This window comes from Desulfoluna sp. HI9BLuna (genome assembly GCF_056829775.1).
Genome location: NZ_CP186555.1, coordinates 2,385,001 through 2,400,737, shown reverse-complemented (window position 1 = coordinate 2,400,737; position 15,737 = coordinate 2,385,001). Strand labels below are relative to the sequence as shown.

At 57.9% G+C, this 15,737-nt stretch carries 16 protein-coding genes and 1 other RNA gene (1 of these 17 running past the window's edge); all 17 read left to right on the top strand.

Annotation, left to right across the window (positions count from 1 at the left end; translation table 11 throughout):
* Positions 1 to 3 precede the first annotated feature (3 nt).
* Positions 4 to 825 carry a rod shape-determining protein MreC gene (mreC, locus tag ACOYW0_RS09625; RefSeq protein WP_482418280.1) on the top strand — a complete coding sequence of 274 codons (822 nt, stop codon included), beginning with the start codon at positions 4 to 6 and terminating at the stop codon, positions 823 to 825.
* Positions 825 to 1,352 carry a rod shape-determining protein MreD gene (gene mreD, locus ACOYW0_RS09620; RefSeq protein ID WP_482418279.1) on the top strand — a complete coding sequence of 176 codons (528 nt, stop codon included), beginning with the start codon at positions 825 to 827 and terminating at the stop codon, positions 1,350 to 1,352. The genes mreC and mreD overlap by 1 nt, the downstream gene beginning before the upstream one ends.
* Positions 1,345 to 3,222 carry a penicillin-binding protein 2 gene (gene mrdA / locus ACOYW0_RS09615; protein ID WP_482418278.1) on the top strand — a complete coding sequence of 626 codons (1,878 nt, stop codon included), beginning with the start codon at positions 1,345 to 1,347 and terminating at the stop codon, positions 3,220 to 3,222. The genes mreD and mrdA overlap by 8 nt, the downstream gene beginning before the upstream one ends.
* Positions 3,215 to 4,318, top strand: coding sequence for a rod shape-determining protein RodA (gene rodA, locus ACOYW0_RS09610; protein ID WP_482418277.1), 1,104 nt, complete (start codon positions 3,215 to 3,217; stop codon positions 4,316 to 4,318). Before mrdA ends, rodA begins: the two co-directional genes overlap by 8 nt.
* Before the next feature lie 391 nt (positions 4,319 to 4,709).
* Positions 4,710 to 5,135 (top strand): F0F1 ATP synthase subunit B family protein, encoded by a 426-nt coding sequence (locus tag ACOYW0_RS09605; protein ID WP_180137612.1) that lies wholly within the window; start codon positions 4,710 to 4,712, stop codon positions 5,133 to 5,135.
* Positions 5,136 to 5,215: 80 nt separating this feature from the next.
* Positions 5,216 to 5,737 (top strand): F0F1 ATP synthase subunit B, encoded by a 522-nt coding sequence (gene atpF, locus ACOYW0_RS09600; protein ID WP_482418276.1) that lies wholly within the window; start codon positions 5,216 to 5,218, stop codon positions 5,735 to 5,737.
* A complete protein-coding gene (atpH, locus tag ACOYW0_RS09595) occupies positions 5,734 to 6,285 on the top strand; it encodes an ATP synthase F1 subunit delta (protein ID WP_482418275.1) in 552 nt (183 codons plus the stop codon). The genes atpF and atpH overlap by 4 nt, the downstream gene beginning before the upstream one ends.
* Complete coding sequence (gene atpA / locus ACOYW0_RS09590; protein WP_482418274.1) at positions 6,285 to 7,802, top strand: F0F1 ATP synthase subunit alpha; 1,518 nt, start codon at positions 6,285 to 6,287, stop codon at positions 7,800 to 7,802. The genes atpH and atpA overlap by 1 nt, the downstream gene beginning before the upstream one ends.
* A 53-nt stretch (positions 7,803 to 7,855) precedes the next feature.
* A complete protein-coding gene (gene atpG, locus ACOYW0_RS09585; RefSeq protein ID WP_482418273.1) occupies positions 7,856 to 8,746 on the top strand; it encodes an ATP synthase F1 subunit gamma in 891 nt (296 codons plus the stop codon).
* Between the two features lie 59 nt (positions 8,747 to 8,805).
* Complete coding sequence (atpD, locus tag ACOYW0_RS09580; protein WP_482418272.1) at positions 8,806 to 10,218, top strand: F0F1 ATP synthase subunit beta; 1,413 nt, start codon at positions 8,806 to 8,808, stop codon at positions 10,216 to 10,218.
* A 58-nt stretch (positions 10,219 to 10,276) separates the two neighbouring features.
* Complete coding sequence (locus tag ACOYW0_RS09575; RefSeq protein ID WP_180137607.1) at positions 10,277 to 10,684, top strand: F0F1 ATP synthase subunit epsilon; 408 nt, start codon at positions 10,277 to 10,279, stop codon at positions 10,682 to 10,684.
* Positions 10,685 to 10,905: 221 nt separating this feature from the next.
* On the top strand, positions 10,906 to 11,661 hold the full coding sequence (locus ACOYW0_RS09570) for an NTP transferase domain-containing protein (protein WP_482418271.1): 756 nt from the start codon (positions 10,906 to 10,908) through the stop codon (positions 11,659 to 11,661).
* Positions 11,662 to 11,722: 61 nt separating this feature from the next.
* Complete coding sequence (gene zapB / locus ACOYW0_RS09565) at positions 11,723 to 11,968, top strand: cell division protein ZapB (protein WP_180137605.1); 246 nt, start codon at positions 11,723 to 11,725, stop codon at positions 11,966 to 11,968.
* 11 nt (positions 11,969 to 11,979) lie between these two features.
* Positions 11,980 to 12,297 carry a cell division protein ZapA gene (gene zapA, locus ACOYW0_RS09560; RefSeq protein WP_180137604.1) on the top strand — a complete coding sequence of 106 codons (318 nt, stop codon included), beginning with the start codon at positions 11,980 to 11,982 and terminating at the stop codon, positions 12,295 to 12,297.
* Between the two features lie 57 nt (positions 12,298 to 12,354).
* Positions 12,355 to 12,539: non-coding RNA, 6S RNA (gene ssrS / locus ACOYW0_RS09555), on the top strand.
* Between the two features lie 324 nt (positions 12,540 to 12,863).
* Positions 12,864 to 14,426, top strand: a complete 1,563-nt coding sequence (gene rny, locus ACOYW0_RS09550; protein WP_482418270.1) for a ribonuclease Y — start codon at positions 12,864 to 12,866, stop codon at positions 14,424 to 14,426.
* A 287-nt stretch (positions 14,427 to 14,713) separates the two neighbouring features.
* Positions 14,714 to 15,737, top strand: the 5' portion of a protein-coding gene (gene tyrS / locus ACOYW0_RS09545; RefSeq protein WP_482418269.1) for a tyrosine--tRNA ligase. Its footprint extends 266 nt past the window's final position; the window shows 1,024 of its 1,290 coding nt (coding positions 1-1,024); it begins with the start codon at positions 14,714 to 14,716; the stop codon falls past the right edge of the window.

The window sequence follows — 15,737 nt, the reverse complement described above, 5'->3', positions numbered from 1 at the left end:
CCTATGTTTTCTCGGCGTATGGTACTGGTTGTGGCGGTTTTGGTGCTGCTTCTGCTCAACATTGCCGCTCTGACCGTTTCTAGCAGCCGTCCCGATTCTGCCGGAGGTGCAGCGCCCATTGCGTTGCACCTGACGGCTCCCTTTCAAAAAGGCCTGACCGCATCCCTCGGGTGGATCCGTTCCATCTGGTACGGGTACTTCAACCTCGTCTCCACCGCCGAGGAGAATGAGGCCCTTCGCAGAGAGGTGGCGCAGCTCCGGGAGCAGCTCAACGGGTACAACGAACTCAAGCTGCTCAACGGGAGAATGCGCGGCCTCCTCTCCTTTAAAGAGGCCAAAGCCCGCAACATGGTGGCTGCCATGGTCACGGGCAAGGACGCCTCCCTCTGGTATCGCACCCTCATCATCGATAAAGGCACGGAAAACGGCGTGGCCAAAGGGCAGCCCGTGGTGGTCCCCGACGGCATTGTGGGGCAGGTCATTGAGGCTTCCCGTCGTTATGCCAAGGTGCTTCTCGTCACCGATCGCAACAGCTCCGTGGACGCCCTGGTCCAGGACACCCGGGTCCGCGGGATTCTCAAAGGGGGCGGGGCCGGTGAGTGCCGGTTTGCTTACGCCAACCGGAACGACACCATCAAGCCCGGTCAGCGGATTGTCTCTTCGGGGCTGGACGGGGTGTTCCCGAAAGGGTTTTTCATCGGAACCGTCAGCGAGGTGCGCAAAGGGGTCTCCGGTATCTTTCAGGATGTGGCCGTGGCCCCTTCGGTTAATTTTGAGACCCTGGAAGAGGTGCTTGTCATCATGAGCCCCGAAGCGGAGGAGTGATGGCAGTCATCGGATACACCCTGGTGTCCATCTTGCTGATCCTCATCCAGACGGCCCTGTTGCCCCAGATGTCCATGCGTCCGCCCTTTGATTTGCTGGTGGTGCAGGTGGTCTTTACGGCCCTTGCCCTGCCCAGGATCCAGGGCGGGGTGGTGGTCCTGGTGACGGGGGTTCTCGTGGACGGGTTGTCGGGGAGCCCCTTCGGCTTTTATCTTACCAGCTACTTCTGGCTGTTTTTTACTCTTCAGGTCGCCATTCAGGTCCTGCACGTCTACAGCCGTATCCTTATTTATCTCGCTGTTCTGGCCGGGATCGTTCTGGAGAATCTCGTGGCCCTTCTTGTGCTCAGCGTATCCGGAGCCGCTACCTCCACCATGGTGTGGGCTGTGGAGCAGGGGGGCAGGCAACTTCTCTGGGGCGCGATTCTGGGGCCTGTGGTCTATGTGCTCATGGCCCTGGGGTATCGCCTGGGCGGGGCTCTGGCCCGTGAGATTGTCTGTCGCCTGGAAGGAGGCAAGGGTGTCTGATTTACCCCGAAAGCGAAACACCGAAAGGGCCGGAGGCTCGGAGGGGTACCTCAACAGTCCTGACGGGGAGTGGTTCAACAACCGCCTCAAAGGGACGATGCTTCTCATCTTTATCGCCTTTGCCGTTATCCTTGTCCGCCTTTTCTACCTTCAGATCATCAATGGTCAGATCTATCGCGAACTCTCCACCAACAACCGCATCCGTCTTCAGAGCCTTCCTCCGTCCCGGGGGTTGATTTACGACAGCCAGGGTAGTCTCCTGGTGGACAACCGGCCGGCCTTTGACCTTATTATCGTGCCCCGGGATGCCCAGCCCGTTCCCGAGACCCTGGAGCGTCTTTCCGAGTTTACGGGGATCGACGTGGAGGAGATGGCGGCCAAGATTGCCAAGAAGGGGGGAGATAATTCGTCCCGGCAGGTGGTGCTCAAGCGGGACATCGGCCGGGATGCCCTGGCGCCTGTGGAGGTGAACAGTTTTGACCTGCCCGGTGTGAAGGTAAAGGTCCGGCCCAAGCGCTTTTATCTCAACCCGGGCATGGCGGCCCATCTGCTGGGTTATCTGGGCGAAATCAACGCCCGGGAGCTCTCCAGCGGTAAGCACCCGGAGGCCTCCGGCGGGGATTTCATCGGCAAGTTCGGCATCGAAAAGGTGATGGAGCCCCTGTTGCGGGGTGCCCAGGGCGGGCGACAGGTGGAGGTGGACGCCCGCGGCCGGGTGATTCGGGAGCTCAAACGTGTGGAGGCGGACCCGGGGAAGAATATTTTTCTGACCATTAACACAGAGCTTCAGAAAAAATCCGAAGCGCTGCTCAAGGGGGATGTGGGGTCCGTGGTTGCCCTGGATCCACGCAACGGGGCTGTGTTGGCCATGGCCAGCAGCCCTGCCTTTGATCCCAACGATTTTGTGAGTGGCCTGTCGTATGCCAAGTGGAACTCCCTTCAGAACGATCCGGGACGGCCCATGGAGAACAAGGCCACCCAGGCGTTGTACCCCCCTGCCTCCATTTATAAGATCGTCTCTTCCATTGCCGCCCTGGAAGAGAAGGTGGTGGATGAAAAGACCCGCTATTTCTGTTCCGGGAGCCATGCCTTCGGGGACCGTGTCTACCGGTGCTGGAAGCGGGCGGGCCACGGCTCCATCAACCTTGTGGATTCCCTTGCCCAATCCTGTGATGTCTACTTCTATGAGGTGGGGGAAAAACTCGGGGTAGACCGTCTGGCCTTTTACGCCCGGGCGTGCGGTCTGGGCAAGCCCACGGGGGTGGATCTGGACAACGAACGGGCCGGCTTGATCCCCACGGCGGAGTGGAAACGCCGCAAGCTCCATGAGAGCTGGCACAGCGGGGAGACACTCTCTTTGGCCATCGGCCAGAGCTACAACCTGGTGACCCCCATTCAGATGGCCATGCTCATCGCATCCGTTGCCAACGGCGGGGTGATCTACAGGCCGTATATCTTAGGGAAAATGGAGACCGCAGACGGGGCCCTGGTCAAGGAGACCCACCCGGTGGAAAACGGGCGGCTTCCCGTCAGTAAGAAGACCCTGGCCTTGATTCAAAAGGGGCTCTGGGGCACGGTGAACGACCGGAAGGGGACGGCAAAGGTCGCCGCCGTGGAAGGGGTTACCGTTGCCGGGAAGACCGGCACCGCCCAGGTCATCAGCAAGGCCAAGAGGGATTCCCGTACCAAAAAGAGTATCCGAAAATTCAGGGATCATGCATGGTTTGTCGCCTATGCGCCGGTGGAAAACCCCACCATCGCCGTGGCGGTGATCGTGGAGCATGGTGAAGGCGGGTCCACCAAGGCTGCCCCCATTGCCAAGAAAGTGATTGAGACTTATCTGGGAAAAGGGGAGGCTGTTCGTGATTGATCGACGCGTGGTGGAACATTTTGATTGGGGGCTTCTGCTCATCACCCTGGCCTTGTCGGGCCTGGGGCTTGTGGCCCTGTACAGCGCCGTGTACGCGGGAAACGATCCTTCCCTCAGGCCCCTGTTCGTCAAGCAGCTGGTCTGGCTCGGCGCAGGCATGGGCGTGATGATCGCCACCTTTTGCGTGGATCCCAAGGAGTTCGAGCGCTGGACGCCGGGAATCTATGCCTGCTGCATGGGGCTTCTGGTGGCGGTGCTCTTCGTGGGACGCATGGTGGGCGGCTCCCGGCGCTGGCTGGTGCTGGGGCCCATGACCCTTCAGCCCTCGGAGCTTGCCAAGGTGGGCGTGATCCTGATGCTGGCGCGGTTTTACGCACGAAACGCCACCACCCGGGGGCTCGGTTTCCGGGAGCTCATCAAGCCAGCGGCCATTGTGCTGCTGCCCTTTCTCCTGATCTACCTTCAGCCCGATCTGGGCACCGGCCTTCTTATTGTGATGATCGCCGGGATCATGACCCTTTTTGTCAAAATCGAGCGCCGCACCCTCACCATGCTGGTGTGTGCGGGGCTCGGCCTGGCCGTTGCGGCCTGGCTCTTCTTCCTGAAAGCCTACCAGAAACAGCGCGTGCTGACCTTCCTTAACCCCGACCGCGATCCTTTAGGGGCGGGGTATCACATCATCCAATCCAAAATCGCCATCGGCTCCGGGATGCTCACGGGCAAGGGCTTCCTCAAGGGGACCCAGAACACCCTGAGCTTTCTTCCGGAGCGGCACACCGACTTTATCCTGTCTGTCCTGGCAGAGGAGTGGGGGTTTGTGGGTACGGTGCTTCTCGTGCTCCTGTACGGCACTCTCTTTGTCTGGAGCCTCAACATCGCCCACAAAAGCAAGAACACCTTCGGTACCATCACCGCCGTGGGGGTGACGGCCATGCTCTTCTGGGAGGCCTTCATCAACATGGGGATGGTCATGGGACTCATGCCCGTGGTGGGGGTTCCCCTGCCCCTGGTGAGTTACGGCGGCTCTTCCGTGGTGACCAGCTTTATGGCCATCGGTCTCCTCATGGGGGTCAGCATGCGTCGCTTCAAGAAATAAAGCCCCTTGGCGGTCCGTTCTCTTTTTGGCGGGTGGATCTGTGGAAAAGGGGCCCCTTCCGGGGTGGCTTTTTACTCTTTTATTGTGGTATGAGCAGGTGCAGGTGAAATGCTTAGCTTCCTGTGACTTTTGACCGTGGACTTCGGGGCAACATAATGCTTGTTGGTAAATCCTGACGCCTCCGGTTCGCAAGGGTTAAGCTTAGATGGAAAAAGCTGATATCACTTGCTAATCATGGAGAGATTTTCTAAAACAGGTTGACATAAAAAGAGAAAAACTGATATAGGTTCGGTGCTAAAATGAGGGAATTTCTAAGGCTTGCTCCAGCCTTGGTCTGTGTTGTTATGAATATTATCTGGCATTCTTATTAACTTTTGTTGGAGGGTCACCAATGGTCAGTGTGGATTATTCCTTATTGGTGCAGATTGTCAACTTCATCCTCTTGATCCTTATTTTGAATATCGTCTTGTATAAGCCGATCCGGGGAGTTCTTGCGAAGCGTCGTGAGGCCATAGACGGCCTCAATGACAGCATCGATGCCTCATCTGTGGGCGTGCGCGAGAAGGAGGAGACGTTTGCAGCAGGCATCAAAGAAGGGCGTGCCAAGGGCGTTGAGCTCAAGGACGCGATCATCGATGAAGCGTCCCGTGAAGAGCGGCGCATCATCGGCGAGATTACCGGTCGTGCCCAGGACGATCTTGCCGCCGTGCGCGTTAAGATTTCTCAAGAGATGGTTGCAGTGCGGGAGAGTCTGCAGAGTGAAGTGGACGATTTTGCGAAGGCAATCGGCGAAAAGATTCTGGGGAGGGCTCTGTAATGCGTGATGAGATGAAATCGTCCGGAGGGCGCAGGATTTTGTTCTGGGGCCTTTTCGCGGCATTGACCTTGAGTGCGGGAATGGCTTTCGCCTCCAGCGGGGGCGGCCACGCCGCCGAGGCCAAGCACTGGCTCACCACGGACACGGCCCGTGTCCTCAACTTTGTTGTGCTCATGGGGTTTCTGTTCTTTGTTCTGCGCAAGCCGGTCTCCAATGCCCTGTCCGGGCGTATCGGCTCCATTCGCGACGAACTGGATACCCTGGAACAAAAGAAGGCGGACGCTGAAAAGACCCTGGCCGAGTATGAGACCAGAATTGCCACCCTCGAAAGCGAGGTGGAGGTGATCCTGGATCAGTACCGGGAGCAGGGGGAGGCCGCCCGCACGCGCATCATGGAAGAGGCCAAGCTCCACGCCGCTAAGCTCGAAGAGCAGGCCAAGCGCAACATTGACCATGAGTTCAAGGCCGCCCGTACGGATCTCAAAGCCGAAATCATGGCCCTGGCCCTGGAAAAGGCCGAGTCGCTGATCCAGGAGAAGATCAATACCGACGACCAGGAAAAGCTGGTGGATGACTATCTGAACAAGGTGGTGGTGCAATGAAAGATTTCGCGATATCCAGGCGTTATGCCAAGGCTCTGCTGCTCATCGGCAAAGAGGACGGCCAGGCAGAGACCTACCGTGAACAGCTCAGCGGGGTGGCGGCGTTTCTTGCACGGGAGGTGGAGCTCTCCACCGCCATCGCCAACCCGATTTATGAATGTGACGGCAGGCGCGGTGTGCTGAAGGTGGTGGTGGAGAAGCTGGGCCTCTCCCCTGTCATCGCATCCTATGTCCTGCTTTTGTTTGACAAGGGACGCTTCGGTTACCTTGGTTCCATCGATGAAACCTACCAGGAGCTGGTGGACGAGCTGAACGGCATCGCCCACGCCCATGTGGTTTCCGCCGTGGATCTGTCGGAAGACGCTGTGGAGAAAATCAAGGCATCCCTCTCCGCATTGACAGGCAAGGACGTCATTTTGAATCTAGAAAAAGACCCCGGGTTGATTGGGGGCATTGTTACGAAGATAGGTGACCTTGTACTTGACGGCAGTGTGCGCACACAGCTGCAGAACATGAAAGAATCTTTTAAAAGGGGTGAGAGTGTCTAATGGAAATCAAAGCTGAAGAGATAAGCCAAATAATCAAGGAGCAGATCAAGGATTTCGACAAGAAGGTCGAGTTGTCCGAAACCGGCGTCGTTCTTTCAGTGGGCGACGGCATCGCAAGGGTCTACGGCCTGGAAAAAGTGATGGCCCTGGAGCTTGTGGAATTTCCCGGCGGCATTCTCGGCCTGGCCCTTAACCTGGAAGAAGACAACGTGGGTGTGGCCATTATGGGCGATGACACCCACATCAAAGAGGGCGACACCGTCAAGCGTACCGGCCGTATCGCCGAGGTTCCCGTGGGCGAGCCCGTTCTCGGCCGCGTCGTGACCACCGTGGGTGAGCCCATTGACGGCAAGGGTGCCATTGATGCCGCGGAGTTCCGTCGACTTGAGATGGTGGCTCCCGGTGTTATCCAGCGAAAGAGCGTGCACGAGCCCTGCTACACCGGCATCAAGGCCATCGACGCCATGACCCCCGTGGGCAAGGGCCAGCGTGAGCTGATCATCGGCGACCGCCAGATCGGCAAGACCGCCATCGCCGTTGACGCCATCCTCGCCCAGAAGGGCCAGGACGTGAAGTGTGTCTACGTGGCCTGTGGCCAGAAGAAGTCCACTGTTGCCCAGGTTGTGGCGGTTCTCGAAGAGCACGGTGCCATGGAGTACACCACTGTGGTTGCGGCCTGTGCCTCCGACCCCGCGGCCCTTCAGTTCCTCGCTCCTTACGCCGGTTGCGCCATGGGCGAGTACTTCCGCGACAAGGGTGAGCACGCCCTGATCATCTACGACGACCTCTCCAAGCAGGCTGCCTCCTATCGCCAGGTCTCCCTGCTGCTTCGTCGTCCTCCCGGACGTGAAGCCTTCCCCGGGGACATCTTCTACAACCACTCCCGTCTCCTGGAGCGTTCCGCCAAGCTCTCCGATGAGCTGGGCGCCGGGTCCCTCACCGCCCTGCCCATCATCGAAACCCAGGAAGGCGACGTGTCTGCCTTTATCCCCACCAACGTTATCTCCATTACCGACGGTCAGATCTACCTCGATAAGGGGATGTTCTTCGCCGGTATGCGTCCCGCAGTTGACGTCGGCCTCTCGGTTTCCCGAGTTGGCGGCGCGGCACAGGAGAAGGCCATGAAGCAGGTGGCCGGTACCCTGCGTCTCGACATGGCGGCCTTCCGCGAGCTCGAGGCCTTTGCCGCCTTCGGCTCCGACCTGGACGCCTCCACCCAGCGTCAGCTCACCCGTGGTCAGCGGCTTGTGGAAGTTCTCAAGCAGCCCCAGTACGCACCCCTGCCCCTGGAAAAGCAGGTTCTCATCCTTTACGCAGGCACCAAAGGGTTCATCGACGACTACCCCCGTGAGGCGGTGGTCAAGTACGAAGCGGGCCTCTACCCCTTTGTGGAAGGCCGTTTCCCCAAGATTCTCCCCGCCCTTGCGGAAGCCAAAAAGATCACCTCTGAAATCGAAGCCGATATTGTCAAAGCACTCGAGGCGTACGCCGAGGAGTTCAAGGACACCATCAAGTAGCTTGCGCTGAAGAGCAGATCTATTAATTTGAGACACGTAAAGGTAAATGGCATATGGCAACGTTAAAGGAAGTACAATTAAAGATCTCTGGCGTCAAAAAGACCAAGCAGATCACCAGCGCCATGAAAATGGTCGCGACTTCCCGCTTGCGTGGTGCTCAGTTAGCCATGGAGGCCTTCCGACCCTATGCGGAGAAATACGCAGAGGTGCTGGGAAGCCTTGCTCAGAAGGCAGGTGAAGGAGCCAGTTCGCTCCTTGAAGCACGCGAGGAGGTGAAGAAGGTTCATGTGGTTCTCCTGACATCGGACAGGGGGCTGTGTGGGGGCTTCAACATCAACCTCATCCAAAAAGCGGAAGAACTGATCAAAGAGAAAGTGGGGGAGGGGGCCGAGGTTTCCTTCACCAACTTTGGTAAACGGGGCCGTGACTGGGCCCGCAAAGAGGGACAGACCCGGGCGGATGAGTACGTCGGGGTCGTTGGGACAAAGGTGGGGTTTGGCGTCGCGTCCACCGGTGGCCAGAAGCTGATTGACGGCTTTCTCGCCGGTGAGTACGACGAAGTCTACCTGATCTATGCCGAGTTTGTCAGCATGGCCAGGCAGGTGCCGGTGCTTCAGCAGCTTCTTCCCATCCCCCCCATCGAGGTGGTGGAAGAGGAGGCTGCCGAGGACAAGCCGTTCCAGGCAGAGCACATCTGTGAGCCCAGCGCGGACAAGCTCCTTGGCGAGATGCTCCCAAGGAATGTGTATATTCAGCTTTACCGTGGTCTTCTTGAGACGTCGACCAGTGAGCATGCGGCCCGAATGTCGGCCATGGACAACGCCACCCAGGCGTGTTCCGACATGATCACTGATCTTCAGAGGGTGTATAACAAAGCACGACAAGCGGCAATTACTGCAGACCTTATGGATATCGTCGGTGGTGCAGAGGCCTTGAAGGGCTGATTGTAACTCGCTTATCGCATATACAGCATAGATTTAGGTACAATAGGAGGTACTTTTCAATGGCTGACAATATCGGAAAAATCACACAGGTCATGGGGCCTGTTGTTGACGTGGAGTTTGAACCTGGAAAACTGCCGGCGATCCTTACAGCACTGACCTTGACCAACCCCGCCATCAATGACGAAGAGGACAACCTCGTTATTGAGGTGGCCCAGCACCTGGGCGACAACGTGGTGCGTACCATCGCCATGGACGTTACCGACGGCCTCGTCCGCGGCATGGGCGTCAAAGATACCGGAAACCCCATCGTCATGCCCGTGGGCAAGGCTTCCCTGGGTCGCGTCCTCAACGTTGTTGGGCGCCCCGTGGACGGCCTCGGCGATGTAAGCATGGAAAACACCATGCCCATCCATCGTCCCGCCCCCGAGTTTACCGAGCAGGACACCTCGGTGACCGTTCTTGAAACCGGCATTAAGGTGATCGACCTTCTCGTTCCCTTCCCCCGAGGTGGCAAGATGGGCCTCTTCGGCGGTGCGGGCGTTGGTAAGACCGTTATCATGATGGAGATGGTTAACAACATCGCCATGCAGCACGGCGGCATCTCCGTGTTCGCCGGCGTTGGCGAGCGTACCCGTGAAGGTAACGACCTTTACCACGAGATGAAGGAGTCCGGCGTTCTCGACAAGTGTGCCCTGATCTACGGTCAGATGACCGAACCTCCGGGAGCCCGTGCACGTGTTGCCCTCTCCGCCCTGACCTGCGCCGAGTACTTCCGTGACGTGGAAGGCCAGGACGTTCTGATCTTCATCGACAACATCTTCCGCTTCACCCAGGCGGGTTCCGAGGTGTCGGCCCTCCTCGGTCGTATGCCCTCGGCGGTTGGCTACCAGCCCACCCTGGCGGTGGACATGGGCGGTCTGCAGGAGCGAATCACCTCCACGGATAAAGGCTCCATTACCGCGGTTCAGTGTGTGTACGTCCCCGCGGACGACCTCACCGACCCGGCTCCGGCCACCACTTTTGCTCACCTCGACGGCACGGTGGTTCTCTCCCGTTCCATTGCCGAGCTGGGCATCTACCCTGCGGTGGACCCCTTGGACTCCTCCTCCCGTATTCTGGACGCCGCCTACATCGGCGACGAGCACTACGCCGTGGCCCGTCAGGTCCAGACCGTGCTCCAGAAGTACAAGGAACTCCAGGACATCATCGCCATCCTCGGTATCGACGAACTCTCCGATGAGGACAAGGTGGTGGTAACCCGTGCCCGTCGTATTCAGCGATTCCTCTCCCAGCCCTTCCACGTGGCCGAAGTGTTCACCGGCCTCAAGGGCAAGTACGTGAAGCTCGAAGACACCATCCGAAGCTTTAAGGAGATCCTGGACGGCAAGCACGACGAGCTGCCCGAAGGCGCCTTCAACCTTGTAGGGACCATCGAAGATGCAGTGGCCAAGGCCAAGGACATGGCCGATTAATTTGATCTGAACGGGGCAGGGGAGCATTCCTGCCCCTTCAAACCTATGAGGGGTTGATATGGCAGACACTATCAGACTCGAAATCGTGACGCCGGAACGGCGTGTGGTCAGCGAGGACGCACAGATCGTCATGGCCCCCGGTTCGGAGGGTGAGTTCGGTGTGCTCGACGGGCACACTCCGTTTCTCACCTCCCTGAAGGTGGGCATGGCCCGGTTCAAGGACGCCGCAGGCAACGAGTGCGGAGTCTTCATCAACGGCGGTTTCGCCGAGGCACTGGCCGATCGGGTGACCATCCTGGCCGAGTCCGCGGAGCGTCGTCGAGACATTGATCTCAAGCGTGCACAGTCGGCGATGAATCGGGCGGAGCAGAGGTTGTCCGGTGACCGGGCCACCATTGACGAGACCCGTGCCAAGGCGGCTCTTGCCCGGGCACTGCACCGCATCCAGGCGGTGGAGAGCAGGTAACATCTCCGGGAGTTCAGACGATGGGTCGTTAAAGCGGCTCCTTTGTCGCCTGGGCAGGAACGACAGCGCGTAAGTTGCAAAGGGGCGGCCCGGTGGGGTTGCCCCTTTTTTTGTCGTCGGTGCATGGGCCCTGTGCGAAAGAGGCTTCGGTCTATTTGGAGGCAATTGGGAACCATGTTTTTTGGCATGCCGGTCAGGTGCTATTGCAACAAGGGGGAAAATTGAGTAAAACCACAGGAAAGACAGCGGTGGTTGTCCTTGCCGCGGGCAAGGGAACACGCATGAAGTCGGACAAGGCCAAGGTCCTCCATGAGGTCCATGGTCGCCCCATGGTGGATTACGTGATGGCGTCGGCTGCGGAGATCGCAGGTTCCGACGTGGTTGTGATCGTCGGGCATCAGGCCGATGCGGTGAAGGCTGCTGTGGCCCAGCGGCACGCAGCGCTTTTTGCCCGTCAGGACGAGCAGCTCGGAACGGGCCATGCCGTGATGTGCGCCAGGCAGGCCGTGGGGGAGGCCACCCGTCAGGTGGTGATCCTCTGTGGGGATGTGCCCCTGGTCCGGCCCGAGACCCTCAAGGAGTTGGTCCGGGCACATGAAGCCGCCGGAAGGGCCGTATCGGTCCTGGCGGTCTCCCTGGACGACCCGACGGGTTACGGGCGCATGGTTACCGGCGATAACGGGGCCCTGCTTCGCATCGTGGAAGAAAAGGATGCCGGCGCTGACGAAAAGGCCATTAAAGAGATCAACAGCGGTATCTACTGCGTGGATGCGGACTTTCTCTTTTCTGCCCTTGACAAAGTGAAATCGGATAATGCACAAGGGGAGTACTATCTCACCGATATCGTGGAGATAGCCGTTCAGGACGGGGCCGGCGCAGGGGTCGTAACCGGGGGATCAGCCCGGGAAGTGACGGGTGTAAATACCGTAAATGACCTCGAAACCGTACGGCAAATGCTGGAAGAGCGGCCCACATGAATTCCCTTGACTTTATTGAAAATTGAAGACTATAGTGATTTGAATTTCGAGAGGTGCTAAATTGGATGATGAAGCAATAGTTGGTCAAATTGATTATATAGAAGAACAGGTAGATTTTCTCATTGAACTCTGCAACAGCCTGAAATCAGAGAAAGCAGAGCTCAAGGGCAGGATTGAAATACTTGAAGGTCAGCTTCAGGAGAAAACCCAGTCGGAAGCAGCCTTCGCAGAACAGCGGGAGACCATTCGAGGAAAGATTGATGGGCTGATGGATCGCCTGAACACTTACATCGATGTGGACTCCTGATCTCTAACCGAATGACAAAAGCGAATGCGGATTCATTGGAAGAGATACTGACAGTCGACCTTTTTGGGGAAACGTATAAGTTCAAGACCGACGCTGATCCGAGCGAGGCATCGGCCATTGTCGAGAGCATTATGGGTGAAGTGGCGCGAGCCGGTGAGGGCATGAAAGGCCCTTTGACCGAGAACCGCAAATTCATTCAGCTTCTGGTGGCCACCTTGAATATCGCAAAGGAGTTGGCTGAGGTGAAAAAGAGCCATGCGGATCTTCATGAGAAACTCTCCCGGAAGTCGGCCACCCTCATTGAAAAATTGGGGGGGTGTCAACCGTAACGGCGGTACAGAAAAGGCTGTTCTGCATTGCCGAAATACGATACAATTTGAATAAAAATATCCCTGCCGTGTTCGTGATTGGAGTATATCCTTTGACCCAATGGCAATATCACGGGAGCCTCCTCTGGCTTTGGTGCGCATGTTCTGCCTGACAGAAAAGCCTGAAGAAGTTACAGAGGCACCCCCCTTTGAACAATCGGTTCAAAGACCTTAATTCAACACGGCACTCGGGTGGGGATATTTTCATATCAATGTCTCCCCGTTTGCCCGACCCTTCCTTCCAACCACCACCCCTCGAAGTCGATGACTCTGTCAAGGGTTTCCGACATCCAAAGCTATATTCATGCCCCGCGTCGATGCGGCATTGTCTCCGTTTTTTAAGATTGTGAAGCCGTCGCATGGCACACGTCGGATCCCTTTGTCCGTTCGTACGATACCCGCTGCGGTCTGTTGGGGATGCAATACATGTGACCTCATGGTTGGGCGAAAGCGAATGTCGATTGTGTGGAGTCCGTAAGGCGGATTTTCCGTCATAACTGAGGTGGATATATTCTCGGGGGAATCAAATGGTAGTGAAAATTATGGCAACCGGCATCGTCGGTTTTCTTGTCGGCGCTGCGCTCACCTTTGTGCTCAAAGGTCGGGTGGACAGCAGGCGGGCAGAGGAAGCCGAAGAAGAGGCCGAGAAAATAATACGTGACGCCGGGCTTCGGGCCGAAAACCTTCTCATGGAAGCCAATGTGGAGGCCAAGGACCGGCTTATCAAGATGAAAAACGAGTTTGACGCCGAAACCAATGAGACGCGGCTGGAACTCAAAGGGTTGGACAAGCGCCTCAACCAGAAGGTGGAGAAACTTGATCGAAGGCAGGATCAGATCGAGCGCATTGAAACCGATCTGTCCCAGCGGAGCAAGCAGCTTACCGAAGACGCCGATACCCTCGCCGACAAGAACCGGGAGTGCGACGCCCTCGTTGCCGAGCAGAAAATGCAGCTTGAAAAGATCTCCGGGATGACTTCCGAGGAGGCCAAGGGGCTCCTTTTGAATGCCATGGAGAACGAAGCCCGCCACGACGGGGCCAAGATGATCAAGCGGGTGACCAGTGAAGCCAAGGAGAGCGCGGACAAAGAGGCGAAAAAAATCATCGCCACGGCCATCCAGCGATACGCCGGGGATTTTGTGGCTGAGCGTACCGTGTCTGTGGTGCCCCTGCCCAACGATGAGATGAAAGGGCGGATCATCGGCCGGGAAGGGCGCAACATCCGGGCTCTGGAAGCAGCCACCGGCATCGACCTGATCATTGACGACACCCCTGAGGCGGTGATTCTCTCCGGGTTCAACCCGGTGCGCCGTGAGGTGGCCCGCCTCTCCCTGACCAAGCTGATCAACGACGGAAGAATCCATCCGGCGCGCATCGAAGAGGTGGTGAAGACCGTCGAAAAGGAAGTGGACCAGACCATCCGGGAAGCCGGTGACCAGGCCGCCTTTGACCTGGGTGTTCACGGCATCAGCAACGACTTGATCGCCATCCTCGGTCGTTTGAAGTTTCGCACCAGCTATGCCCAGAATGTGCTTCAGCACTCTGTGGAGGTGGGCTTTCTCTGCGGGGTCATGGCCGCCGAGCTGGGCCTTAATGTGAAGCTGGCCAAGCGCATGGGCCTGCTGCACGATATCGGCAAAGCCGTAGACCACGAGGTGGAAGGGCCCCATGCCGTTATCGGCGCCAACCTGGCCAAGAAATACGGGGAGAATCCCAAGATTGTCCAGGGCATCGCCGCCCACCATGAGGACGTGCCCCCCGAATCGGTCTATGACCTTCTGGTCCAGGCTGCCGACTCCCTTTCCGGTGCACGGCCCGGTGCCCGAAAAGAGCTCCTGGAAAACTACGTCAAGCGACTGGACGATCTGGAGAAGATCGCCAACAGCTACAAAGGCGTGGCCAACTCCTACGCCATCCAGGCGGGTCGAGAGCTCCGCGTGATTGTGGAGGGGGATGTGGTCCGCGACGAAGATGCCGTGGTCATGAGCCGCGACATCGCCAAGCAGATCGAAGAGAGTCTGACCTTCCCGGGGCAGATCCGTGTTACGGTGATTCGTGAAACCCGCGCTGTGGGGTATGCAAACAAATAGGGCATCTCCGGCCATTTCAAGGAGAACGTAATAAGCCGAACGCTTAAGGGCAGGGCGGAATTGTCTGTATGGATGATTTCGACCCTGCCTTAGTCGTTCGGCTATTTTAGTATCAGGGGAACGGAAGCAACGGCCGCCGGTCCCTGAAAACGAACGGGAACGCTGGGGTGTCGTCCATCGGCACCTTATATCAATGGGCCGTCTCAGGCTTCGGAGCGTGTGTATTCAACGACCGCTTCTCGCTGCGCTGAGCCGGTATCGAACCAATCGAGACGAGGTAGAATGCTATGAATGTCATTGAGTCGCTTAGAGCGCGCGGTTTTGTGGATAATACAACCCATGAAGAGGAACTGATTTCGTATCTTTCCACCCCTGGAAGACGCTGCTATATCGGCTTTGACCCCACAGGGGCCAGTCTTCATGTCGGTCACCTCGTAACGGTTATGGCGTTGTGTCACATGCAGCGAGCCGGTCATTGCCCCATTGCCCTGGTGGGCGGGGGCACCGGTATGATCGGGGATCCCAGCGGGAAGACCGAGATGCGCAAGATGCTCACCACAGAGACAATTGAAGAGAACAAGGCAGGGCTCAGGTCCCAGCTCTCAAGGTTCCTCGACTTTTCCGATGAAAAGGCGTTTCTCCTGGACAACGCCGACTGGCTGACAGGGCTTGAGTACATTCCCTTTTTAAGGGATGTGGGTCGTCATTTCAGCGTGAACCGCATGATCAAGGCCGAGAGCTACCGGGCACGCATCGATTCCGACGAGGGTCTCAGCTTTATCGAGTTCAACTACATGCTGCTCCAGGCATACGATTTCTACGAGCTCTCTCGAACCCACGACTGTTACCTCCAGATGGGGGGCAGCGATCAGTGGGGCAATATTGTGGCCGGTGTGGAGCTGGTGCGACGCAAGGCGGGCGAGACGGCTTTTGGGATCACCTTTCCCCTGATCATGACCGCGGCTGGCATCAAGATGGGCAAGACACACAAGGGCGCTGTCTGGCTTGATCCGGAGCGAACGAGTCCCTACGACTACTATCAGTTCTGGGTCAACACGGACGATGCGGATGTGGAACGGTTCCTGGCTCTCTTTACCTTCCTTCCCATGGAAGAGATTCGGGCTGTCTCCGGCCTGTCCGGCGCAGACCTGAACAACGCCAAGGCTGTCCTTGCCTTTGAGGCCACCGCCCTGTGCCATGGCCGGGATGCGGCCCTTGAGGCCTACAAGTCTGCTGCGGCCATGTTTGGCGCGAAGAAGATCGATGAGACCCTTCTTCCGTCAAGCAGCATTCCCCGGGGGGATGACGGCA

What these genes read in the sequence shown, in the direction of transcription:
- mreC (WP_482418280.1), top strand. Translation starts at nt 4, where the DNA reads ATGTTTTCTCGGCGTATGGTACTGGTTGTGGCGGTTTTGGTGCTGCTT.
- mreD (WP_482418279.1), top strand. Translation starts at nt 825, where the DNA reads ATGGCAGTCATCGGATACACCCTGGTGTCCATCTTGCTGATCCTCATC.
- ACOYW0_RS09605 (WP_180137612.1), top strand. Translation starts at nt 4,710, where the DNA reads ATGGTCAGTGTGGATTATTCCTTATTGGTGCAGATTGTCAACTTCATC.
- atpF (WP_482418276.1), top strand. Translation starts at nt 5,216, where the DNA reads ATGGCTTTCGCCTCCAGCGGGGGCGGCCACGCCGCCGAGGCCAAGCAC.
- atpH (WP_482418275.1), top strand. Translation starts at nt 5,734, where the DNA reads ATGAAAGATTTCGCGATATCCAGGCGTTATGCCAAGGCTCTGCTGCTC.
- atpA (WP_482418274.1), top strand. Translation starts at nt 6,285, where the DNA reads ATGGAAATCAAAGCTGAAGAGATAAGCCAAATAATCAAGGAGCAGATC.
- atpG (WP_482418273.1), top strand. Translation starts at nt 7,856, where the DNA reads ATGGCAACGTTAAAGGAAGTACAATTAAAGATCTCTGGCGTCAAAAAG.
- atpD (WP_482418272.1), top strand. Translation starts at nt 8,806, where the DNA reads ATGGCTGACAATATCGGAAAAATCACACAGGTCATGGGGCCTGTTGTT.
- ACOYW0_RS09575 (WP_180137607.1), top strand. Translation starts at nt 10,277, where the DNA reads ATGGCAGACACTATCAGACTCGAAATCGTGACGCCGGAACGGCGTGTG.
- zapA (WP_180137604.1), top strand. Translation starts at nt 11,980, where the DNA reads ATGACAAAAGCGAATGCGGATTCATTGGAAGAGATACTGACAGTCGAC.
- rny (WP_482418270.1), top strand. Translation starts at nt 12,864, where the DNA reads ATGGTAGTGAAAATTATGGCAACCGGCATCGTCGGTTTTCTTGTCGGC.